This is a genomic window from Methylocystis heyeri (assembly GCF_004802635.2).
Lineage (GTDB): Bacteria > Pseudomonadota > Alphaproteobacteria > Rhizobiales > Beijerinckiaceae > Methylocystis > Methylocystis heyeri.
The window spans coordinates 3,880,707-3,901,941 of sequence record NZ_CP046052.1 but is presented as its reverse complement, the minus strand read 5'-3'; the positions used below and the strand labels follow the sequence as shown (position 1 = coordinate 3,901,941).

Sequence of the window (21,235 nt, the reverse complement as noted above, 5' to 3'; positions counted from 1 at the left end):
CCGAGACCGCCCTCATTGCCCTATCCCCGCAGGGAGAGGGCCGGCTCTCCAGACATAGTTCGAGCGTCTCGCGAAAGCGTCGCGCCCAAATCGTCCCTGTGTTGCCGTTTGTCTTTGAGTGGACCCGGAAAGCGCGGGCCGCCGCTTTGCGACGCGCGGCCCGCTTTCTCTCACATCACGCCAGCAGCGCGACGCCTTCCTTGCCGACCAGCGCATGAATGCGGGCCAGGATCTGCAGAACCACGCCGAACACGCCGAGCGCCATCCAGCCGAAGAACACGAAGCCCCAGTGCAGCGGAGCGACGAACAGCTCTTCCATGAACCAGAAGGTGTGGCCCCACTCGTTCAGGCCGACGTTCGGGATGATCATGAACGGGCCGATGGCGACGATCAGGAACGCCAGCGAGTAGCCATGAGCAAAATACGGAATGCGGGTCTTCGCATAGAAGAACGCGCCAACCGCGATGATCGAGTAGATCGGGTAGCTCATGTAGAATTCGATGATGTGCGACGGCGTGAAGTCCGTGTCGCGAATCACCGTCATGTGCCAGGTGCCGTCCTGCTCGGTGAAGAACGAAGCGCCCCAGTAGATGGCGACGCCGTAAACGGTCAGCCACTGAACCAGAACGACGAGGCGGCGCATCTCTTCGCGCGGCGAAACCGCGTCGACGTTGCGGTCGCGGGTCTTCCACAGATAGCCGGCGAGGCCGAGGCCCGAAACCAGCTCGAGCGGAATTTCCGTCCACAGGATCGACAGCCAGTAGGTCTGGAACTCCGGAGCGAAGGAGTCCAGGCCGGCGCGCCAGCCGAAGATCTGCTCGTAAATGCGGACGATCAGATAGAAGGTGTTCAGAACGGCGAGGCCGATCCACATCCCCTTCAGATCGACGACTGTATCTGTGCCAGCAGCTGCGCCCGCAGCTGTCTCGGTGGTCGAACTCATGCTTTATCCTCCTAAGTGCTCCCAGGGATTTGCGCGCGATCGGTTACGCTCCGCCTCCCAGAACGGAACTCGTTCGTCCTCTTTTTTAAGTTCGCTTGGGGCGCTCCCGGCGCCCAACCGCCCTTTATCTCTCCCGCGGCTTGCGAAACGGGCCTGCGCCCCTCCCCGCCGCTGTTGTTTTTTATCGGACGAACACCGATGTCGCCGCCTAAGACGGAAGCCGCGTTCGGTCCGAAAGGACCGCCAGAGACCCCGCTTAGCGTGGCGTAACAATTTATGTTCGCGACCCTAAAAACAATACTCGGGTGGGTAGCTGGGGACAATCTATTGAAGAGGTCTATTGACCTATTCGGGTAGGTCATATCCCACCCTAATCCTGAGACACGGACATCATCGAGCCGCCCGACCGCTCCCGACGAAAAAATGATACATACATATTATCAATGCATTGCATCAAAACTATCCGCCCGACTCCGGTTCTCCCGGCTCCTTCCGACGGCCTACCCGCAAGGCTGCGACATCCTGTGCTGCAACGCACCATACAGGCGGCTCCGGCCTTCGCTCAGAACTTGAGACCGAAACCCCGGCTTCAGCCGCCCGAACCCCGCTAAGCCCCTATCCCTCAACGCCGTCCAAAAAACGCGCGCTGCAGGATATTGGGCGAGCGAGACCCGCTCCGCCTTCTTCGAATTTTTCTAAAAAACCGCCCCGCTGGAGGTTATTCTTCTTCCACCCAGGGCTCCACCCCGCCCAGATCCGCTCCCGCCGCCGCTGAAGCGACAGACGCTCCCGAAAGGATCAGGCTGGGCGCTATCTCCGCCAGGGGCGCCAGGACGAAGCCGCGCGAAAACAATTCTTTGTGCGGAATCGTAAGCTCAGGGTCCTCGACGCGCAGCTCGCCCAGGAAGAGGATGTCGACGTCGATCAGCCTCGGCCCCCAGCGGCGCGTCGGCTCCCTTCCCATGTCGGCTTCGATCTTTTTGACCGCGGCCAGAAGTTCATAGGGCGCGAGCCCGGTCACGCCGATCGCGCAGGCGTTGGCGAAATCGCCCTGATCGAGCACGCCCCAGGGAGGCGTGCGATAGATTCGCGACACCGCATCGAGACGCGCGATGTTCCTCTCGCTCAAAAGGCGAAGCGCGGTCCTTATGTTGCCGGGCTTGTCGCCGATATTGGAACCGAGGCCGAACCCAACCTGCGTCGCCGCCATGCGCGTCATCCGTGTGCTTTGAACGCCTGCAGGTCGTTCATGACTGAAAAAGCGGCCTTGTGCTCGAGCGCGTCGTGGACCCGAAACACCCGGGCGCCCATGCTCGCGGCGAGCAGATTGGCCGACAGCGTTCCGATCAGCCTGCCGTCCAGCGCTCCGGAAGGCAGATCCCGGAATATCGATTTTCGAGAAACGCCGACAAGGATCGGCAGGCCGAACCCCATGAGGCGGGGGATGGCGCGCAACGCCTGATAATTCTGCTCCCGGCTCTTGCCGAAGCCCACCCCCGGATCAAGCAAAATATGATTCTCCGGCACTCCCGCGCGCCTGGCGAGATCGAGCGAGCGTTCGAAAAACCGCTCCATATCGTCAGCTATGTCGATCTCCGGCTCGACCGTCTCCCGGTTGTGCATGATGACGACCGCAGCGCCGGCCTCGGCGACCACCGAAGCCATGGCGGGGTCTCTCTGCAGGCCCCAAATGTCGTTGACGACGGCGACTCCGGCCTGCAGCGCCCGCCGGGCGGTTTCGGCCTTGTAGGTGTCGATCGAAACCGGGACCCCCGCTTTGACCACCAATTCGGCGAGCAAAGGCTCCAGTCTCGCCCATTCCTCCTCGGGCGAGACTGGGCTGTGGCCGGGCCGGGTCGATTCGGCGCCGACGTCGACGATGCTCGCGCCCTCGGCCGCGAGCCGGGCCGCCTGGGCCAGAGCCGCCTGTGGAGAGGCGAACAGGCCGCCGTCGGAAAAGGAATCGGGCGTGACGTTGACGATCCCCATGATTGTCGGCCCTTCGGCGACGCGGGACAGGAACGCCTCCCGCGCCGCCCCGATTTCGGCTTGAAACTCGTGCAACCGCTTTCCTTCCCCCGGCTCGCGGACCGGCTTTCCATGCTGCGACGATCCCGCCCGGCGGATGGCGGGCTACGCGTCATATTTGATATAGGCGAATCTCTGATCGGTCTCCGGCGTCCCTTCGAGCGCGCCGCCCGCTTTTCCCGGCCGCCAGCAGATCACCTCCTCGATCTTGCGGGCGAGTTCGAAGTCCTTGTCGGTTATCCCCTTGGCCGTATGCGTCACGAGCTTGACCTCGACAAAGGCGTAGGACGCCGCGATGTCGGGATGGTGCCAGGCGGCCTCCGCCAGATGGCCGACGGCGTTGACGACCATGAGGGTCCCTTTCCAGGAATGGGTCCGGTATTTCCGCCTTATCCAGCCGTTCTCGTAGCGCCAGTGCGGCAGCTCTCCGGCAAGCCGTTCGGCGATTTCTTCGTCGGAATAAACACGCTCTTCAACGGTCATGGCTTTCGTCTCCAGGCCAACTGCCTCAAGGCAATTAGCGCGCTTTCCGCCGCGACGAAATCGCAAAAGCCCTTCGCCTCTCCGATAAGGCCCTCCGGAAGCCGCAGGCGCAAATCCCGCTTTTTTAGCGGCGCCCGGGGCTCGCGCGCAGCGGGCCCTCAACGCAGCGTCCCAAGGAGAAAGCGCTTGCCATTGTCAGCCCGGCGCCTTACTCGCGCGCTAACGTCGCCCATGGACTTCGCGCAGCCCTGCTTTGGTCAGGCGGCGCCGGGTTCGACTTTCAAGACGCCCGCCTGATCGGAAACGAGACGTCATGCCTGTCCAATCGAGCGTCAACGAGGTTCGCGTCACGGCAGCGGCGCGCCTGCATCTCGGCTTTCTGGATATGGACGGCGGGCTTGGGCGCAAGTTCGGCGGGCTCGGACTCGCCATCAGCGGGTGGCGCACCCGGCTGCTCCTCGCCCGGGCCGAAAAAAACATCGTCGAGGGCGCCGAGCCGGAGCGCGCAATGCGCCTCCTGCAGCGGGCCCAGCAAAGCCTCGCGCCCGGAGCCAGGCATCATCTTCGCGTCGAAGAAGCGATCCCGGCCCATGCCGGACTCGGCTCGGGCACCCAGATGGCTCTCGCGATCGCGGCGGCGCTGCGACGGCTGGAGGATCTGCCCGCGGATGCAGCCGCCGACGCCGCCTTGATGGAGCGGGGCGCGCGTTCCGGGCTGGGCTCGGGGCTTTTTCAGGATGGCGGCCTGGTGGTCGACGGCGGCCGCGGCCCGCAGGGCCTGACGCCGCCGATCATCGCGCGCATGCCTTTTCCCGCGGAATGGCGGATCATCCTCGTGTTCGACCCCAATTGCGTCGGCCTGCACGGCGACGGCGAACGGGAAGTCTTTTCCGCCCTCCCGCCGTTTTCCGCGGCGCAGGCGGGCGAATTGTGCCGGCGGGTGCTCATGCAGGCTCTCCCCGCCCTTGCGGAGAAAGACTTCGACGCCTTTGGAGAAGCGATCACGCGCATTCAGACCGTAGTCGGGGATTTTTTCGCGCCGGCGCAAAACGGGCGTCGCTTCACCAGCGCGGCGGTGGAGGCGATGATCTCACGGCTGATCGAGGAAGGCGCCGCCGGCGCGGGCCAGACCTCGTGGGGTCCGACAGGGTTTGTCTTCGCCAGGAGCGAGGCGGAGGCGAGGAGACTGGCGGGAGCGGTTGCAGCGGGCGCGCAAGCGCGGGGCCTTTCGGTCGACGTCGTCGAGGGTCTGGCCCATGGCGCCAGGGTCGAGGCCGTCTACGCCCGCCTGGCCTGAGCGCGTTCCCGAACGGCGCAAAGCGCTTCCCGCTTCACTGGCGATATTGAGGGCGCGTCCGACTCCGGCCGGAGTCGAACGCGCGAAATTCGTTCAAACGGATCGATTGCGCCGGTCTTCGCGCTTCTTCCGCTTCCGGCCGGGCCGCCCGTCAATAATAGGCGATGCAGACCGGCTGGCCGTAGTAATCGTTACCCCAGCGGGCGCAGCGCGGGCCGGGCGGAGGCGGAGGCGGAGCGGTGGCCGCGCCGACGACAGCGCCGGTCGCGGCGCCGAGCGCAGCTCCTGCCAGGGTGGAAGAGGTCCGGCCGCCCGAGGCCAGGGATCCGATGCCGGCTCCCGCGAGCCCGCCGATCGCCGCGCCTCCGACCGCGCGTTCGCCCGGCGAATAGCAGCCCGTTACAGTCAACCCGGCTGCAACGACAGCCGCAAGCAATAAGGTTTTTCTCATCGAACATTCTCCTGACCCGTATGCGGGCGAGCCGAGTTCCCTGGAGCGCGGTCCGCAAAAGTCGTCAGGCTCTTGGGATGAGAATGCGCACCAATTTTTCGCTCCGACGCGATTTTTGCGCCCCGACGTTTCCGTCCGAGTTTGAATAAACGCGTCAGGGGCGGCGCCGCGAGGGGCCTCCCAGCTTGGCAGTAGAAGACTTAAATCATGAACAAATCAAGGCCGCGGCGTCAGCGCTTCAGCGCCGAACGGTCCGGCGCTTCGAACCTGCTCAATTCTCGCCTTATGCGCTCCGCCCAGAAATCGGGCGATCCGTCGCGAAGAACGCGGACGTCATAGTCTTGGGGAGCGACGAAAAGCCGGTTGGTGTCGGCGAATCGCCCTTCGTCGATGCGATCGACCCAAATGACGTAAGCAGGTCCGAAAGCCTCGCGGGTTTCGGGCGTAGGACACACGAAATCGGCCATTGCGGGCAGCCCGGCGCGAACCACCTGATCGCACAGCCAGCCCATGCGGCGAGCCTGCTCGATCCGGTCCTCCGCGGAAAACCCCAGATCCTTGTTGATATTGGCGCGGATTTCGTCGGCGTTGAACCATACGGCCCCCAGCAATGGGGCCAGAATCCGCGATAGTGTCGTCTTTCCGGCCCCGGGCAGGCCCATCACCAGAATTTTTCTTGCCATAAGCCGTGTTTCCACCAAAAAGACGCCGGCGTCGGCGCGATGGCCGACCAATCGTCATATTCGCCCGCTTCGACCCCGATGCGTAAAAATCGGACGCGGCGAAACAGCGCGGCCGAAACCTTCGATCTCGCAAAGTCCTCGACGGCTGTCGAGACATTATCGGCGCGCTCTGCGGGAGCCGACGGGACCATGCGACCAGCACGCCTTCCAACTTTTTGGGCTGGATTGATTTTTATTGACGGAAAGCTTTCGCCCGGCCGAAACGCCGCAATGACCGTCGTCCTGCGATCCAATCACATCGCTCGACCGGATCAAAGAAAAAAATTCTCCATGGACAGGTCTCGCCGCCGCTTTGCTTCGCGTCGCTCGGCGGGACGCTCCGGCCACACCGGCCCGCTTCGGCGAATCAGCCGATCCCGGAAGAGGTTTTCGGCTCGCGGCCGCCGGAGCCCTGAAAAAAGCGCGCCGCCGGGAAGGCCGGCCCGCGACTTCGGGCTCCTCGGGGAAAACGCCCGATGACGGAACGCCTTGGCCGCGGGAACGCATTCTTCCGAAAGGCGCGCCGTCCGCGAAAGTTCAAAACGGCGCTTTTCCTGATCGCCGCCTCGTGAAATATCGATCGGCGCTGCAGGCGGGCGGGGGCCGACGCCCGATTCGAGCCCCGCGAGATTCGGCCTGTCTCATGCGCAAAAAATGCTCGGGCGGGGAACGAACAAGGGGAGAACAGCAATGAAAGCGACGCGGCGCGGACCCATCGCCTCGGCGGCGATTCGCCTCGGAACTGCGGCTTTGGTGGCCGCGGCCCCGGCCATGTCCCGAGCTCAGGAAATGCTGAAGGGGGTGGATCTCTCCCAGCCGGCCTATTCCGCCTCGGAATTCAGCCGAGAGGAGATCGTCACCGCGCTGAAGAGCCGAAAGGACAACGCCGCGCCTCTGGATTTCTCGGGCAAGAGCCTGAACGGCGCGGATCTTTCTGGACTGGATCTGAGCAATGTCAATTTTCGCGCCGCGCGCATGGTCAGGACCAGACTTTCCGGCGCGAGGCTCGATCACGCCATTCTCGACCAGGCCTGGCTGCTCGAAGCCGATCTGACGGGAGCCTCGCTGATCGGAGCCCATTTCTTCGCCGCCCAGCTGCAGCGCGCAAAAGCGGACGGGGCCGATTTTTCACGCGCGCGAATCACGGCCGATCTGACCGGCGCCAGCCTGCGGGGCGCCAAATTCATCGAGGCCAATCTTTCGGCCGACATGAAAAATCAGTCCATGGGGCTGATGCGCGCGGTGTTGAGCAGCGCGGTGGCCGAGGGCGCGAATTTCACCGCCGCCGATCTGATGAATGCGGACTTGCGCTTTCTGCACGCCGCGGGAGCCGATTTTTCCGGCGCCGGCCTCCAGGGAGCCAATGCGGCGGGGGCCGATTTCACCGGAGCGAGATGGGACGGCGTCAAGGCCGATGCCCTCGATCTCGACTCCGCGCAGGTCGACGCCGCCGCGGCGCAGGACGCGCTGAAGGACGCCGCCAATCTCGACCGCGCCCGGATCAAATGACCGGGGCCTCCATCCGCATCGGGGTCGACCTCGGCGGGACCAAGACCGAAGCCATAGCTCTCGGCGCCGACGGAGACGTTCTGGCGCGCCGCAGAGTGGCGACGCCGGCGGGCGATTACGCCGCCGTCGTGAGGACGATCGCTGTCCTCGTCCACGACATCGAACTCGAACTCGGGCGCCGCGCCTTTGTCGGCGTCGGAACGCCGGGGGCGATTTCCGCGCGCAGCGGATGCGTGAAAAACTCGAACACCACGGCGCTCAACGGCAGGCCGCTGCAAAAGGACCTTCAGGAGGCCCTCGCCCGGGAAGTGCGCCTCGAGAACGACGCCAATTGCTTCGCCCTATCCGAAGCGGTCGACGGCGCCGGCGCGGGCGCAGGCTCGGTCTTCGGCGTCATTCTCGGAACCGGCGTCGGCGGCGGCGTCGTCATCGGCGGCGCTTTGATCCGCGGCCGCAACAGGCTCGCCGGCGAATGGGGGCACAATCCTCTGCCCTGGATGGAGGAGAACGAGTTTCCCGGCGCGCCCTGCTATTGCGGCCGCAAGGGCTGCATCGAAACCTTTCTGTCGGGGGCGGGACTGAGCCGGGAATTTCTTGTCCGGTCCGGCCTGGCGCTGACCGGCGAGGAGATCGTCTTCCGCGCGCGGGCCGGGGAGGCCGATGCGGCGCTTGCGCTCGACGCTTATCGCGACAGGCTGGCGCGAGCCCTTGCGGGGGTGGTCAACGTGATCGATCCCGACGTCATCGTGCTGGGCGGCGGCCTCTCCAATATCGACGAGATATATCCGGGCCTCGAGCGACGGGTGGAGGACTACGCCTTCACCGATGCGCTGGACACCAGGATTCTTCGCAATATCCACGGCGACAGCAGCGGGGTGCGCGGCGCCGCCTGGCTGTGGGGCCGCAACGAAGAGGCGACGCGCTTCGAGTCGGCCTGAAGCGCCAAGCTGAGGAAGGCGGCAAGTTTTCGGCGCTGCGGCGAGCGTCTTTAGCTTGCAATCGCCCGCGCCTTCATTACCCTAAGTATAGCTCTCGAAAAATCCCTCAGAGACAGGCATATGACATTCATCGAGTCGCATCTTGCGCCCGCCGGGCGCAAGACCGGACACATCAGGCTACACGGCCCCGAAGACTTCGAAGCCATGCGCAAGGCCGGCCGCCTCACCGCTCAGGCCCTCGACATGCTGATCGAGCATGTGCGTCCCGGCGTGACCACCCAGGCGCTGGACGATCTCGTGTTCGATTTCGCCATGGCCCATGACGCCTATCCCGCTCCGCTCGATTACCGGGGCTACCGGAAATCCATCTGCACGTCGATCAACCACGTCGTCTGTCACGGCATTCCCGACGACAAGCCGCTGCGCGAAGGAGACGTCGTCAACATCGACGTGACCTTCATCGTCGACGGCTGGCACGGCGACGCCAGCCGCATGTTCGCGGTCGGCGAAATATCCCGGCGGGCGGAGCGGCTGATCGAGGTCACTTACGAATCCCTGCTCCGGGGCATCGCCGCGGTGAGGCCGGGCGCCACCACGGGGGACATCGGCGCCGCCATCCAGAGCTACGCCGAAGGCGAGCGCTGCTCGGTGGTGCGGGATTTCTGCGGCCACGGGCTCGGCCAGCTTTTTCACGACGAGCCCAACATTCTTCACTACGGGACCCCGGGCAAGGGCGTCGAGCTGCGGCCGGGAATGTTCTTCACCATCGAGCCCATGGTCAATCTCGGCCGGCCGCAGGTGAAGGTTCTCAGCGACGGCTGGACCGCCGTCACGCGCGACCGCTCCCTTTCGGCGCAGTTCGAGCATTCGGTCGGCGTCACCGAAACAGGGGTCGAGATCTTCACCGCCTCGTTGATCGGGCGCGACAATCCGGTTGCGGCGCCGCAAGCGGCCAAATGAACGGCGAAGCCGGCGCACGAACAAAAAAACCTCCGGCCTCCGGTCTCAGGGAGGCGGCTCCGCATTTTCACGGGCATCGCCAGCGCCTGCGCGAGCGTTTCATGGTGGCGGGCGGGGCCGCCCTGGCCGACTATGAAATGCTCGAACTCCTGCTGTTTCGCGCCATCGCCCGGCGAGACGTCAAGCCGCTGGCCAAGGCGCTGCTGGCGCGGTTCGGATCCTATTCCGAGGTCATCGCCGCCCGTCCCGAGAGACTGAGGGAGATCGACGGCCTCGGCGAATCGGCGATCTGCGAAATCAAGCTGGTCGAGGCCGCCGCACGGCGCCTCGCGCGCGGAACGCTCGAAAAGCGCACGGTGCTGTCCTCCTTCGTGGATGTGATCGATTACTGCCGAACCGCCATGGCCTACGCCGAGCGCGAAGAATTTCGCATCCTGTTTCTCGACAAGCGCAATGCGCTGATCGCCGACGAAGTGCAGGGCGTCGGCACCGTCGACCACACCCCGGTGTATCCGCGGGAGGTCGTGCGGCGCGCGCTGGAGCTCGGGTCCTGCGCTCTCATCCTGGCGCACAACCACCCCTCGGGCGACCCCACTCCCTCGACCGCGGACATCAGGATGACGCGGGACATCATCGCCATCGCCCAGCCCTTCGGCATCGCCGTGCACGACCACCTGATCGTGGGACGTCACGGCCACGCCAGCCTCAAAGGGCTGAAAATGATCTGACGGCTCCGGCCGCGCCGCCGTCGGGCCATATCCGCGGGCGATGTGATTCGGCGCGCGCGCCGCCGCTTTATCGTCGCGCCGTGGCGCCCTTGTTGCTGGAAAACGGATATGACCGACAATAATCCGCAGAACGCCACCACCCTGTTCGACGACATCGGCGGCGCGCCGACGATCGATCGGCTCGTGGAAGTTTTTTATCGCAACATGGATTCGATGGAGGCGGTGCAGGGCATCCGCGCCATGCATGCTGCGGACCTTCGTCCCACCAAGGCGATTTTGAAGCTCTATCTCGCCGAATGGCTGGGAGGCCCCAAAAACTATTCGGCGAGCCGCGGCCATCCCAGGCTACGCATGCGTCATGCGCGTTTTCCGATCGGCCCCGACGAGCGCGACGCCTGGCTGCTGTGCATGAACGCCGCCCTGGAAGAATGCATAGAGAATGCAATGGCGCGCGGCATGATCGGAAAGCAGCTCGCCGGTCTCGCCGACTGGATGCGCAACGATCCCCAAAACGCCCACGACAAGGCGCATTAGAGCACGTTCGGTTTAAACGCGGTCGAACGCGCTCCAAATCTCATTGACGGAGCATGTTCGTTTCCAAAACCGCTTCGCACTTTCTGGGAGCGTTTCCAGCCGAAGTGGACGCCGGCTCGGCGTGGGAAGCGCGTCAAAACAAAAACTTAGAGTCTTTTTATGTTTCCCGGGAGCGTGAAAAGACTCCAGCCTTCGGCATTGACCGAATCAAAACCGGCGCTCGCTCCAGGTTCTGGTTCGTCGCATTTTCCAGCGCATTCTCGTCGCAAAGGCGCTCTGGAGCGCAAAAAAAGCCCGGCGCATGGCCGGGCTTTTCCGATTCCGACAGGGCGACGCCCTTTCGATCAATCAGTATTTGGCGAGGACCGGAGCCGGCGCAGCCGCATTGAAGTGGTAGTTCACGCCGAGCCGGACCGTGTTGAACTGCGGATGATTGTTGTAGCCGTAGTTCCAGCCCCAGCCGCCCTGAACGCCGCCAGCCGACAGATCGGTGTAGAGATACTCGATCTTGGCCGACCAGTTCGGCAGGAACAGCCATTCCGCGCCGCCGCCGGCGGTCCAGCCGGTGCGGGTGTTGCTCTGGTTGAACACCTGAACGCCGCCATAGGCGAAGCCGCCCGTGCCGTAGAGCAGCAGGGTCGGGGTGACGAGGTAGCCGACGCGGCCACGCACGGTGCCGAACCACGGCAGGCCGACGTTGCCGCCGTTGCCGGTGACGAGAGGCGTGAGGACGCCAGCGGAGCCCCTCAGGCCAGCGTAGGGGCTGTTATAGACGCCCGCGTAGTTGCCCTGGTTGCCGCCGGTGATGCTGGTGCCCTGGATGTCGGCTTCGACGCCGGCCAGGAACTGGCCGAACTGATAGTTGTAGCCGACCTGGCCGCCGCCGATCACGCCGCCGGTGTTACGGCCGGTCGTGCCGCCGCCCGGGAGGAAGAACAGGTTCGGGGTGCCCGCGACCACCGAGCCGAGGCCGTAGCCCGGATCGGAATAGGGCAGATAGCTGTTGTTGCCGCCACCGGCGCTCCAGCCTCCGCCGATGTTCAGACCCGCGTAGAAGCCGGTCCAGAGCGGCGGCGGCGGCGGCGGCGGAACGTAGACCGGAGCGGCCTTGCGGGACGGGAGGTCGGCTGCGAACGCCGATCCGACGCCAAGCGCCAGAGCAGCCGCAGTAATCAGAAGCTTTTTCACTGCATTCTCCTTTGAAGAGATTTGAAATGCTGTTTGGGGAAAGCTCTGTCTCCCCGGTTTTCCAATCTCCGGCGCCGTTAAAATACAGACCATCAGCGTCTCAGTCGACAGGCGGCGGCGCTCGCCGAGCGCGTATCTGCCCTGATGTGGCATTTATGCAACGGACCGAAAACGGACAAAGACGAATGGACTGCCGCCGCACATGACGTGCGGCGCTGGTTTCTCGCCGGATTATGAGGGTGATTGGCTGGGGGACCTGGATTCGAACCAAGATTAACGGAGTCAGAGTCCGCTGTTCTACCGTTGAACTATCCCCCAACGGTCGCGCCCTGCGGACCGCATCCGCGAGCGCCGGGCTGGTCTAGTCAGCGCGCGACCGCATGTCAATACGATGTTTCGCCTTGTTCCGCCTTCTTCGGGTCCGAGGCGGCACGGAGTCCGGACTCCGGCCCCGCTCGCGCCCGTCCCGCCGGCCCGAGCCCGAGCGCAAGGCTCCCTTGGCGCGCATTTCCGCAAACGCAGACGCGCCTTTGGCACGGCAATGCTCCCCAACCCTATGACAAGGAAAGACTTCTTATCGATCGGAAGATTGCCGCCGGTCGGAACCCCCTCCAGAAATCGTCTTGCGGTATCGTTCCCGATACTTCATGAAGAGGGGTCGGACAGGCAAAAGGCGGGCTTGCTTTCCCACAAGGAGAGCGAAGAAAATCGCGCGGCGCCGGCCGGGAAGCGCGTTTTTGCGAAAATATGTAAAATTTCGCAAGAAGCTTCCTGCGGCATGAGCCGCGACTGGAGTTCGGGTGCGGGAGCAGGGCGCGGTGACCGAGACGGAACAGCCGGCAAGAGGCGGTGAGGCGGCTGACGCTGTTCGGCGCGCGCCGTTCAGCCTGCCGCCGATGGACGCCCCAGCCGCCGCCACGACCGGGTCGGTCCCTCCCTGGAGCCGGACGGCCGGGCGGGGCGAACATGTTTACGCGGCGCTCGATCTCGGCACCAACAATTGCCGGCTGCTGATAGCGAGGCCGGAACGGCGGCCCCGGCGGCGCGGCGGAGAAATGCTGCGAGTGGTGGACGCCTTTTCCCGAATCGTGCGCTTGGGCGAGGGACTCAGCCGCAACGGCCGCATCGGCGAGGAGGCCATCGAGCGCACGCTCAAGGCTTTGGAGGTCTGCCGGGACAAAATGGAGAGCCGCGGCGTCACGCGCGCCCGCCTCGTCGCCACCCAGGCCTGCCGCGGCGCCAGCAACAGCGAGGAATTCACCTCGCGCGTGCGGGACCGCACCGGACTGGACATCGAGATCATAGACCGGGAGACCGAAGCCAGATTCGCCGCCCGCGGCTGCGGCGCGCTGGTCGATCGCGAAGCCGAAAGCGTCCTGCTGTTCGACATCGGGGGCGGCTCGACCGAGCTGGTGTGGCTCGCGCGGTCCGAAGCCGCTCCTTGCGGCCCGCTTGGGCTGCAGGACTGGACGTCGCTCGAGCTCGGCGTCGTTTCGCTCGCGGAGCAGTTCGGCGGGAAAAGCGTGAGCGCGGAAGTCTTCGGCGCCATGACCAGCCACGCGCGGCGGGCGCTCACGCCTTTCGCAAAAAGGATGTCCGAGCGGCGGCGCTGCTCCCGTTTTCATCTGCTGGGAACCTCCGGGACCGTCACCACTCTCGCAGGGGTGCACCTGGGGCTCGACCGCTATGATCGCTGGCGCGTGGACGGTCTTTGGCTGTCCGACGACGAAGCGGCTCGCGCCGTGGCCCAGCTCCGTGAGATGGATTTCGAGGCCCGCGTCGCCAACGGCTGCATCGGGCCGCAGCGGGCCGATCTCGTGCTCGGCGGCTGCGCCATCTTCGAGGCCATCCGGGAGCTTTTTCCGGCCTCGCGCACGCGCATCGCCGACAGGGGCTTGCGCGAGGGCATGCTTCTGGAGCTGATGGAAGCCGACGGCGCCGTGCCCCGCGAATCCTGAAAGATTCGCGCCCTCGACGCGGGCGCCCGGAACCGCCACAATGAGAGACGATTCGGAACGCTCTCTTGCCCGGGCGAAGCCCTGACCAAATGAAAGACGAACTTCACCAGCCTCTCGGACGGCCCACAGGCGCGAAGAGGCCGGATACGCCCGCCCCGAAACGCGGGCTTTGGACCGGGGTCGCAATCTTCGGGGCGCTCGCCCTCGGCGGAGGCGTTTTCGCCCTGGTCTCCCACGATCCTCTGCTTGCGACGCTGGGCGGGCGGCCCTATGCGGTCGCCAAGATCGAACCCTACCAGCCTCCTCCGCCGCAACCCGCGCCCCCGGCTCCGCCCGCCCAGCAAGGCGCGCCCGCGACGGCCGAGGCTGCGATTCAGCCGGGGGGCCGCGACCATGTCGTCACCGTGGGCGAGATCGAACAGCAGAGCGGGGTCAAGGTCCTCCGCAACGGCGCGAGCGGGCCTGGACCGATCATCATACAGGTGCAGCCGGAGGATTCCGGCGTGCGTCTCGCGCCGGCGCCCGACCGCCGCATATCCGAAAAAGGACGCTATGGCGTGCTTCCGCGCATCGGCGCGGAGGGCGCGCGGCCCATGGACATTTACGCGCGGCCCTATGTTCCTTCGCCGCGCCTGAAACCCGGCGCTCCCCGGATCGCGCTCGTCGTGGGCGGCGTCGGCCTGAACCCGCAAACCACCGAGGCCGCCATCAACGAACTGCCGGAGGCCGTGACCCTGGCCTATGCGCCCTATGGGCCCGGCCTCGAATCCTCCGTCGCCCGCGCCCGCGCCCGCGGCCATGAGGTGCTGCTGCAGGCTCCCATGGAGCCGTTCGATTATCCCCAGAATAATCCCGGGCCGCATACGCTGCTCGTGGAGCGATCGGGCGACCTCGACGACCTGCTCTGGCTCATGAGCCGTTTCCCGGGCTACGCCGGGGTGATGAATTTTCTCGGCGGCCGCTTCACCGCGGACGAAAATGCGCTGACGCCCGTTCTCGCCGAAATCGGAAAGCGAGGGCTTTTCTTCCTCGACGACGGGGCGTCGCCGCAATCGCTCGCCGCAAAGACGGCCGATCAATTGTCGCTGCCGGAAGCCCGCGTCGACGTGATTCTCGACCAGACGAGCGCGCCGCAGTCGATCGACGCCGCGCTGGCGCAGCTGGAAGAGCGGGCGGTTCAGAACGGCTCCGCCATCGGTTTCGCCAACGCCCAGGCCCAAACCATTTCCAGGCTGGCCCGCTTCGCCAGAGAAGCCGAAAAACGCGGACTGGCGCTGACGCCGGTCTCCGCCATGGCCTCTCGCGGGGGGCGGACGGCCGCCGCAAGCGGAGCATCCAAATGAACGCGTTGGGATACCGGCCTTGCGTCGGCGTCATGCTGCTCAACGATTCGGGTCTGGCCTTCATCGGGCGCCGCCGCCCCAAGGGCGCGCAGGATCTCGTGAACGCCCGCTTCGAATGGCAGATGCCGCAGGGCGGCGTGGATGACGGCGAAGAGCCCGAGGCCGCCGCCTTTCGCGAGCTCTATGAAGAGACCAACGTGCGCAGCGCCACGATGCTCGGGGTGATAGAGCCCTGGCTGAGCTACGATCTGCCGCCGGAGGCCGGCCGGCGCTGGAGAGGCAAATATATCGGCCAGACCCAAAAATGGTTCGCCATGCGCTTCACCGGGAGTGAAAGCGAAATCGACATCGCTCGTCCCGCAGGCGGCGCCCACCAGCCCGAATTCGACGCCTGGCGCTGGGAGAGACCTGCGCTGCTGCCCGAGCTGATCGTGCCTTTCAAGCGCCATGTCTATGAGAGGGTGATCTCCGAATTCACTCCTTTCTTCGAGGCCGGGACGTAGAACGCTCCCGAAAAGTCTGCAAAGTTTTTGTTTTGACGCGTTTCCCACGCCAAACCGGCATGCACTTCGGCCGGAAACGCTCGAAACGGCTGCGCCGAAACCTGGAGCGGCCGGACCAGAGGCCTTTGCGCCCGGTCAGAACGGCGCGGGCGATTCGCCCCTGTGGATGGCCTCGGCGAGCGCGGTGAAGGCGCCGTCCTCCCGATGCAGAACGAGCGGCGCGCAGAGGGTGAGAGGGGCTCTGGAGCCTTTCACGCCCTTCAGCAGCACCCGCGTCGCGGCCTGTCCCTCGCGCGGAAGGACGGGCAGAACGACCAGGGCGCCGAGGCGGCCCTGCGCGGCAGCCAGGCAGTCGGCAAGGGCGTCGGCGCGGTGGATCATTGCGAAGAGCCCCCCCGGCCGCAGCAGCGACAGGCAGGAGCGCACCCATGTCTCGAGAGGAGCGGACTCGACATGGGCGAGGGCCTTGCGCGAATCGGGCGTGACGCGGATTCGGCCGACCTGAAAAAACGGCGGATTGGTCAGGACCAGATCGGCCGCCTCGGGAACGAGCCCCGCCGCCCTTCGCGATGCGGGATCCAGCAGGTCCGATTCGAAAACCCGCGCCCTCGCCCCGAAACCGTTGAGCTCGATGTTTTCGCGCGCGAGAACGCAGGCCTGCGGCTCGATTTCGACGAGCCCGACGCAGAGGCTCGGGGCCAGGGCAACGGCGCTCAGGCCCACGGCCCCGGCCCCGGCCCCGGCGTCGAGGAGCAGCCCCCCGGCCTCGCGCGGAACCGTACCGGCGAGCAGAACGGCGTCCGTGCCCGCCCGATGGCCTCTCGCGCCCTGGCGCAATGAAATCCGGCCGCCCAAAAAGCGGTTTTGCAGCTCCGTCATCGCAAAAGGAGACTAGAGGTTCGCCCGCCGCGGGGCGAGGCTGTAATGGCCCGCTGGGGGCAACCAACTGAAAATAAGCCATAATAGGGCAAGCTTGGCCGTGTGCTCGATAGACCCGCGTAACCCGACTTGCCGCATGCGGCGCAAAGCCGTAAGTTCCCCGGAAAGAAGCGCAAATACAACATAGGCTGCAGGGGGCTCCGTGGGCATCGTCGTTCCGCTCGAAGAGAGAGAGAAACAAAAACCTGCGGGGATCGAAAGTCTTCTGGAGTTGATCCGTCCGGATCTCGAACGCACCAACCAGCTCATTTTGCAGCGGATGGGATCTGACGTCACCACTATTCCGGAGGTGGCGAATCATTTGATTTCCGCCGGCGGCAAAAGGCTGCGCCCCATGCTGGTTCTCGCGACCGCCGGCATGTGCGGCTATAAGGGCGACGGCCAGATCAAATTCGCCGCCGGCATCGAATTCATGCACACAGCCACGCTGCTCCATGACGATGTGGTGGACGAAAGCGACATGCGCCGCGGCAAGATCGCCGCCCGCATGCTGTGGGGCAACGAGACCTGCGTGCTGGTGGGCGATTTTCTGCTCGGCCACGCCTTCAAGATGATGGTCGAACCCGGCGTGCTGTCCTGCCTGACAGTGGTGTCCAACGCCGCGGCGGTCATCGCCGAAGGCGAGATCATGCAGCTCAACGCCGCCAAAGACACCCAGACCACCGAAGACGCCTATATGGGGGTGATTCGCCGCAAGACGGCCGAGCTCTTCGCCGCGGCGGCCGAGGTGGGCGTGATGCTGGCCGGACGCCCCAAAGCGGACGAAGCCGCCGCGCGTAGCTACGGCATGAATCTCGGCATCGCTTTCCAGCTCATCGACGACGCGCTGGATTATGGCGGCTCCTCCGCCAAGCTCGGGAAGAATGTGGGCGACGATTTCCGCGAAGGCAAGATCACGCTGCCGGTGGTGCTGGCTTTCAGGCGCGGAAACGAAAACGAGCGCGAGTTCTGGCGCCGCACCCTGGAGCGCGGCGAAATCAACGACACCGACGTCGAAACCGCCTGCGGCCTGATGAAAAAGCACAAGGCCCTGGACGACACCATCGAGCGCGCGATCCACTACGGCGCCATCGCCAGGGACGCGATGGAGATATTCCCGTCCTCGCCGTGGAAAAGCGCCCTGCTCGAGGTCGTCGACTTCTGCATCGAGCGCGTGTACTGATTCCGAGGCGCCCGGCTCGACCGCCGGGCGCCTCCTCGGGCCTTATCGGTTCACAGCCGGGACTCTTCCAGCACGCGCAGCAGATAGCCGCCATAGCCGCTCTTTGAAAGCGCCTTGGCGGCGGTGCGGAGGTCGTCCGCGGAAATCCAGCCCTGCTGAAAGGCGATTTCCTCGAGACAGGCGATGCGCTGGCCCTGGCGCTGTTCTATGGCGCGGACATATTCCCCAGCCTCCAGAAGCGACGCCGGCGTGCCGGTGTCGAGCCAGACGAATCCGCGTCCGAGCCGCTGGACGTTCAGATTTCCGTTCTGCAGATAGATGCGGTTGAGATCGGTGATCTCGAGTTCGCCTCTCGGCGACGGCCTGAGTTCGGCTGCGAAACGAGGCGCGCGTTCGTCATAAAAATACAGACCGGTGACGGCCCAGTTGGACTTCGGATGCGGCGGTTTTTCCTCGAGCGATATCGCGATCCCCTTTTCGTCGAATTCGACGACGCCGTAACGCTCGGGATCGCTCACATGATAGGCGAACACCGCGGCGCCGGAATTCACCCGCGCCTCGAACAGCGACTGCACGAGGCCGTGGCCATAGAAGATGTTGTCCCCGAGGATCAGCACCGACTTGTGGCCTTCGACGAAGTCGGCGCCGATGATATAGGCCTGGGCCAGGCCTTCGGGTTTGGGCTGCACCGCATAGGAAAGGCTCACGCCCCATTGCGCTCCCGTCCCGAGGAGGCGCTTGAAATGGGGCAGGTCCTCCGGTGTCGAAATGAGAAGAATTTCCCGGATGCCGGCGAGCATGAGCACGCTCAAGGGATAATAGACCATCGGCTTGTCGTAGACCGGCAGCAACTGCTTGGAAGTCACCAAAGTCATCGGATGAAGCCGGGTGCCGCTGCCTCCCGCCAGAATAATTCCGCGCATTGTCACATCCTTTTATTGGTCACGGCAAAAGGCGCGCGACGCAGTCCGAAACCGAATCTCGCCATTGAGGCAGAATGACGCCGTAGGCTTGTCGAAGCTTGCTGTTGTCGAGGCGGGAATTGGCCGGGCGTCTGGCGGGCGTGGGATAATCCGCAGTCGCGATGCGATTGATCCGCACCGGCTTGCGTCCACGCCTTTGCGCCTGCCCAAAAATCTCTTCGGCGAAGTCGGCCCAGCTCGCCTCGCCTTGTCCGGTCATGTGAAAAACCCCGCGCAGCGCGGGCGAGGGATCGACCACGATCCGCGTCGCGATCTCCAGAACGGCGTCGGCGATGTCGAGCGCGCTGGTCGGGTTTCCGATCTGGTCCGCGACCACCCCGAGTTCCTCGCGCGTCTCGCCGAGGCGCAGCATCGTCTTCAGAAAATTGGCGCCGAAGGGGCTGTAGACCCAGGCGGTGCGCAGGACGACGGCGTCGGGATGGGCCGCGAGAACGCGCTGTTCGCCTTCGAGCTTGGAGCGGCCATAGGCTCCGGTGGGCCCGGTCGCATCGTCTTCGCGATAGGGCCGCTCGAGCGCGCCGTCGAAAACATAGTCGGTCGAGATATGGAGCACAGGAACGCCGAGTGCGGCGGCGCTGCGCGCGACATGGCCGGCGCCTGCGGCGTTGACCCGCATGGCGCCGTCCTCATCCGATTCCGCCTTGTCGACCGCAGTATAGGCGGCGGCGTTCACGATCACGTCGCAGCGCGCCGTCTCCAGCGCCGCCGACACGCTGCTCGCGTCGGAAAGATCGAGCTGCGGCCGCCCCAGAGCGATTATCTGCGCGCGGGAGCCGCCCCTTTCGAGGAGAGAAGCGACCACCTGGCCCTGCAATCCCGTCACTGCGATGCGCATCGTCGGCCTCATGCGAAAGCATCGACGAGATCGCGCAGGCGAGGCCATTTGCGATCCTTGTCGGAAAGATGAGCCCGATCCGGAGCCACGGGCCAGTCGATGCCGAGATCCGGATCGTCGAAGGCGAGTCCGCGATCATTGGGCGCCGAATAAAAATTCGTGACCTTGTAGAGAAATTCGGTGTTCGGCTCGAGCGTGCAGAAGCCGTGCGCGAAACCGGCCGGAACGAGAAGCTGACGCCAGTTCTCGGCGGAGAGTTCGACGGCGACATGGCGCCCGAAGGTGGGGGAGGAGCGTCTTATATCGACCACGACGTCGAGCACGCGCCCGCGGGAAACCCGCACCAGCTTGGCCTGCTCGAAAGGCGGGGTTTGAAAATGCATGCCCCGTATCGTGCCGACCTCGGCGGAAAGCGAATGATTGTCCTGGACGAAGTCATATTCCAGACCCGCCTGAAGCCATGTCCGCCGATTGTAGACCTCCGAGAAAAATCCCCGGTTGTCGCCGTGACGTTTCGGCGTGACGATCTTCACGCCTTCGATCGCAGTATGCTCCACCAGCATGGGCGTAAGTCTCGCTTGCTATTTTTGAAATCAGGCGAGCCGTCCCAGCCGTTCGCCGCGATATTTTCCGGAGCGGATCGCCTGCCACCAGGCCTCGTTGTCGAGGTACCACTGGACGGTTTTGCGCAGGCCGGTTTCGAAGGTTTCGGCCGGCCGCCAGCCGAGTTCGCGCTCGATCTTCGAGCAGTCGATGGCGTAGCGCAGATCATGTCCGGGCCGATCCTGGACGAAAGCGATGAGGTCGCTGTAGGAGCCGGCGCTTCTGGGACGGATTTCGTCCAGTATCGCGCAGATCGTCCGCACCACCTCGATATTCGTCTTTTCGTTCCGGCCGCCGACATTATACGATTCGCCGATCTTGCCTTCGCGCGCGACGAGCATGAGCGCGGCCGCATGATCTTCGACATAGAGCCAGTCGCGGATGTTTTCGCCGCGACCGTACACGGGCAGGGGCTTTTCCTCGAGGGCGTTGAGAATGACGAGCGGAATCAGTTTCTCGGGGAAATGATAAGGCCCGTAATTGTTGGAGCAGTTGGTGACGATGGTGGGCAGGCCGTAGGTCTCCCGCCACGCGCGCACCAGATGATCCGATCCGGCCTTGGACGCCGAATAGGGCGAATTCGGGGCGTAGGGCGTGTCCTCGTGGAAAAAGCCCTCGGGGCCGAGCGTGCCGAACACCTCGTCGGTCGAGATGTGCTGGAATCGGAAATTGGCGGCCGATTCGGCGTCGAGACCGCGCCAGTAGGCCAGAGCCGCCTCCAGCATGGTGAAAGTGCCGACGAGATTGGTCTCGATGAACGCCGCGGGTCCATCGATCGAGCGGTCGACATGACTCTCGGCGGCGAGATGCATCACCGCCTGCGGTCTGAAATCCGCGAAGGCCCTGTCCACCGCGGCGCGGTCGCAAATATCTGCGCGGAGAAAGGAATAGCGGGGATTGTCGGCGATGGGAGCGAGCGAGTCGAGATTTCCCGCATAGGTCAGCTTGTCGAGAACCAGAATTTCGTCGTCGCTGCGTTCGATGAACCGGCGAGAAACGGCGGAGCCGATGAAGCCGGCGCCGCCAGTGATCAAAACCCGCATTCGCGCCTCGTCTTTTCATTGCGCCAAGTATGCGGCCAGCTATAAACCGCCCAAACCGTCTTGGCCACCGCGACGAGGGGCCCTC

Annotated in this window: 22 protein-coding genes and 1 tRNA gene; 10 read left to right on the top strand and 13 right to left on the bottom strand. The window is 64.8% G+C overall.

The features are described from left to right. Positions 1 to 175 precede the first annotated feature (175 nt). The 4 genes from amoC to H2LOC_RS17510 all read right to left on the bottom strand — a co-directional run bounded on the left by amoC (position 176) and on the right by H2LOC_RS17510 (position 3,454). A complete protein-coding gene (gene amoC, locus H2LOC_RS17525) occupies positions 176 to 943 on the bottom strand; it encodes a bacterial ammonia monooxygenase, subunit AmoC (protein ID WP_136495622.1) in 768 nt (255 codons plus the stop codon). Between the two features lie 718 nt (positions 944 to 1,661). Next, complete coding sequence (gene folK, locus H2LOC_RS17520) at positions 1,662 to 2,153, bottom strand: 2-amino-4-hydroxy-6-hydroxymethyldihydropteridine diphosphokinase (RefSeq protein WP_425487308.1); 492 nt, start codon at positions 2,151 to 2,153, stop codon at positions 1,662 to 1,664. A 5-nt stretch (positions 2,154 to 2,158) separates the two neighbouring features. Then, entirely contained in the window at positions 2,159 to 2,932 is a 774-nt protein-coding gene (gene folP, locus H2LOC_RS17515; protein WP_136497549.1) for a dihydropteroate synthase, read from the bottom strand. A 144-nt stretch (positions 2,933 to 3,076) separates the two neighbouring features. Next, positions 3,077 to 3,454: a 4a-hydroxytetrahydrobiopterin dehydratase gene (locus H2LOC_RS17510; protein WP_136497413.1), complete on the bottom strand. Its 378-nt coding sequence runs from the start codon at positions 3,452 to 3,454 to the stop codon at positions 3,077 to 3,079. A gap of 313 nt (positions 3,455 to 3,767) precedes the next feature. Between H2LOC_RS17510 and H2LOC_RS17505 the strand changes: the two genes are divergently transcribed. Then, complete coding sequence (locus H2LOC_RS17505; RefSeq protein WP_154331706.1) at positions 3,768 to 4,751, top strand: beta-ribofuranosylaminobenzene 5'-phosphate synthase family protein; 984 nt, start codon at positions 3,768 to 3,770, stop codon at positions 4,749 to 4,751. 151 nt (positions 4,752 to 4,902) lie between these two features. Here H2LOC_RS17505 and H2LOC_RS17500 read toward each other — a convergent pair whose 3' ends face one another. Then, on the bottom strand, positions 4,903 to 5,202 hold the full coding sequence (locus tag H2LOC_RS17500) for a hypothetical protein (protein WP_136497414.1): 300 nt from the start codon (positions 5,200 to 5,202) through the stop codon (positions 4,903 to 4,905). A gap of 230 nt (positions 5,203 to 5,432) precedes the next feature. Next, positions 5,433 to 5,885, bottom strand: coding sequence for an adenylyl-sulfate kinase (locus H2LOC_RS17495; protein WP_246206877.1), 453 nt, complete (start codon positions 5,883 to 5,885; stop codon positions 5,433 to 5,435). A 729-nt stretch (positions 5,886 to 6,614) separates the two neighbouring features. Here H2LOC_RS17495 and H2LOC_RS17490 point away from each other — a divergent pair. From H2LOC_RS17490 to H2LOC_RS17470, 5 genes are all read left to right on the top strand, one after another. Beyond that, positions 6,615 to 7,433 carry a pentapeptide repeat-containing protein gene (locus tag H2LOC_RS17490; RefSeq protein WP_202620488.1) on the top strand — a complete coding sequence of 273 codons (819 nt, stop codon included), beginning with the start codon at positions 6,615 to 6,617 and terminating at the stop codon, positions 7,431 to 7,433. Next, the gene (locus tag H2LOC_RS17485) at positions 7,430 to 8,371 is read left to right on the top strand and encodes an ROK family protein (RefSeq protein WP_136497415.1); all 942 of its coding nucleotides are present in this window, start codon (positions 7,430 to 7,432) and stop codon (positions 8,369 to 8,371) included. The genes H2LOC_RS17490 and H2LOC_RS17485 overlap by 4 nt, the downstream gene beginning before the upstream one ends. 120 nt (positions 8,372 to 8,491) lie before the next feature. Continuing rightward, positions 8,492 to 9,331: a type I methionyl aminopeptidase gene (gene map / locus H2LOC_RS17480; protein ID WP_136497416.1), complete on the top strand. Its 840-nt coding sequence runs from the start codon at positions 8,492 to 8,494 to the stop codon at positions 9,329 to 9,331. After that, the gene (gene radC / locus H2LOC_RS17475; RefSeq protein WP_136497417.1) at positions 9,328 to 10,059 is read left to right on the top strand and encodes a RadC family protein; all 732 of its coding nucleotides are present in this window, start codon (positions 9,328 to 9,330) and stop codon (positions 10,057 to 10,059) included. The genes map and radC overlap by 4 nt, the downstream gene beginning before the upstream one ends. Before the next feature lie 108 nt (positions 10,060 to 10,167). Then, positions 10,168 to 10,593, top strand: a complete 426-nt coding sequence (locus H2LOC_RS17470) for a group II truncated hemoglobin (protein ID WP_136497418.1) — start codon at positions 10,168 to 10,170, stop codon at positions 10,591 to 10,593. A 348-nt stretch (positions 10,594 to 10,941) separates the two neighbouring features. Here H2LOC_RS17470 and H2LOC_RS17465 read toward each other — a convergent pair whose 3' ends face one another. Together H2LOC_RS17465 and H2LOC_RS17460 are read right to left on the bottom strand one after the other, a co-directional pair. Next, positions 10,942 to 11,781, bottom strand: a complete 840-nt coding sequence (locus H2LOC_RS17465) for an outer membrane protein (RefSeq protein ID WP_246206876.1) — start codon at positions 11,779 to 11,781, stop codon at positions 10,942 to 10,944. 244 nt (positions 11,782 to 12,025) lie between these two features. Next, positions 12,026 to 12,099, bottom strand: a tRNA-Gln gene (locus H2LOC_RS17460). Positions 12,100 to 12,599: 500 nt separating this feature from the next. Between H2LOC_RS17460 and H2LOC_RS17455 the strand changes: the two genes are divergently transcribed. The 3 genes from H2LOC_RS17455 (at position 12,600) to H2LOC_RS17445 (ending at position 15,585) form a co-directional block, all read left to right on the top strand. Next, positions 12,600 to 13,739, top strand: coding sequence for a Ppx/GppA phosphatase family protein (locus H2LOC_RS17455; RefSeq protein WP_246206875.1), 1,140 nt, complete (start codon positions 12,600 to 12,602; stop codon positions 13,737 to 13,739). 89 nt (positions 13,740 to 13,828) lie between these two features. Next, positions 13,829 to 15,082 carry a divergent polysaccharide deacetylase family protein gene (locus H2LOC_RS17450; RefSeq protein WP_136497420.1) on the top strand — a complete coding sequence of 418 codons (1,254 nt, stop codon included), beginning with the start codon at positions 13,829 to 13,831 and terminating at the stop codon, positions 15,080 to 15,082. Beyond that, a complete protein-coding gene (locus tag H2LOC_RS17445; RefSeq protein WP_136497421.1) occupies positions 15,079 to 15,585 on the top strand; it encodes an RNA pyrophosphohydrolase in 507 nt (168 codons plus the stop codon). The genes H2LOC_RS17450 and H2LOC_RS17445 overlap by 4 nt, the downstream gene beginning before the upstream one ends. 135 nt (positions 15,586 to 15,720) lie before the next feature. Here the strand turns inward: H2LOC_RS17445 and H2LOC_RS17440 are convergent, their stop codons facing one another. Then, the gene (locus H2LOC_RS17440) at positions 15,721 to 16,464 is read right to left on the bottom strand and encodes a tRNA1(Val) (adenine(37)-N6)-methyltransferase (protein ID WP_136497422.1); all 744 of its coding nucleotides are present in this window, start codon (positions 16,462 to 16,464) and stop codon (positions 15,721 to 15,723) included. Between the two features lie 202 nt (positions 16,465 to 16,666). On the opposite strand from H2LOC_RS17440, the gene H2LOC_RS17435 reads away from it, so the two are divergent. Next, a complete protein-coding gene (locus tag H2LOC_RS17435; protein WP_136497423.1) occupies positions 16,667 to 17,686 on the top strand; it encodes a polyprenyl synthetase family protein in 1,020 nt (339 codons plus the stop codon). A 50-nt stretch (positions 17,687 to 17,736) separates the two neighbouring features. Here H2LOC_RS17435 and rfbA read toward each other — a convergent pair whose 3' ends face one another. Genes rfbA through rfbB form a run of 4 tightly spaced genes read right to left on the bottom strand, consistent with a single transcriptional unit; the run spans position 17,737 to position 21,150 of the window. After that, positions 17,737 to 18,609 (bottom strand): glucose-1-phosphate thymidylyltransferase RfbA, encoded by an 873-nt coding sequence (rfbA, locus tag H2LOC_RS17430; protein ID WP_136497424.1) that lies wholly within the window; start codon positions 18,607 to 18,609, stop codon positions 17,737 to 17,739. Between the two features lie 19 nt (positions 18,610 to 18,628). Next, a complete protein-coding gene (gene rfbD / locus H2LOC_RS17425; RefSeq protein ID WP_136497553.1) occupies positions 18,629 to 19,504 on the bottom strand; it encodes a dTDP-4-dehydrorhamnose reductase in 876 nt (291 codons plus the stop codon). 8 nt (positions 19,505 to 19,512) lie between these two features. Further along, positions 19,513 to 20,067, bottom strand: a complete 555-nt coding sequence (rfbC, locus tag H2LOC_RS17420) for a dTDP-4-dehydrorhamnose 3,5-epimerase (RefSeq protein WP_136497425.1) — start codon at positions 20,065 to 20,067, stop codon at positions 19,513 to 19,515. A 30-nt stretch (positions 20,068 to 20,097) separates the two neighbouring features. After that, a complete protein-coding gene (rfbB, locus tag H2LOC_RS17415) occupies positions 20,098 to 21,150 on the bottom strand; it encodes a dTDP-glucose 4,6-dehydratase (RefSeq protein ID WP_136497426.1) in 1,053 nt (350 codons plus the stop codon). Positions 21,151 to 21,235: the final 85 nt, after the last annotated feature.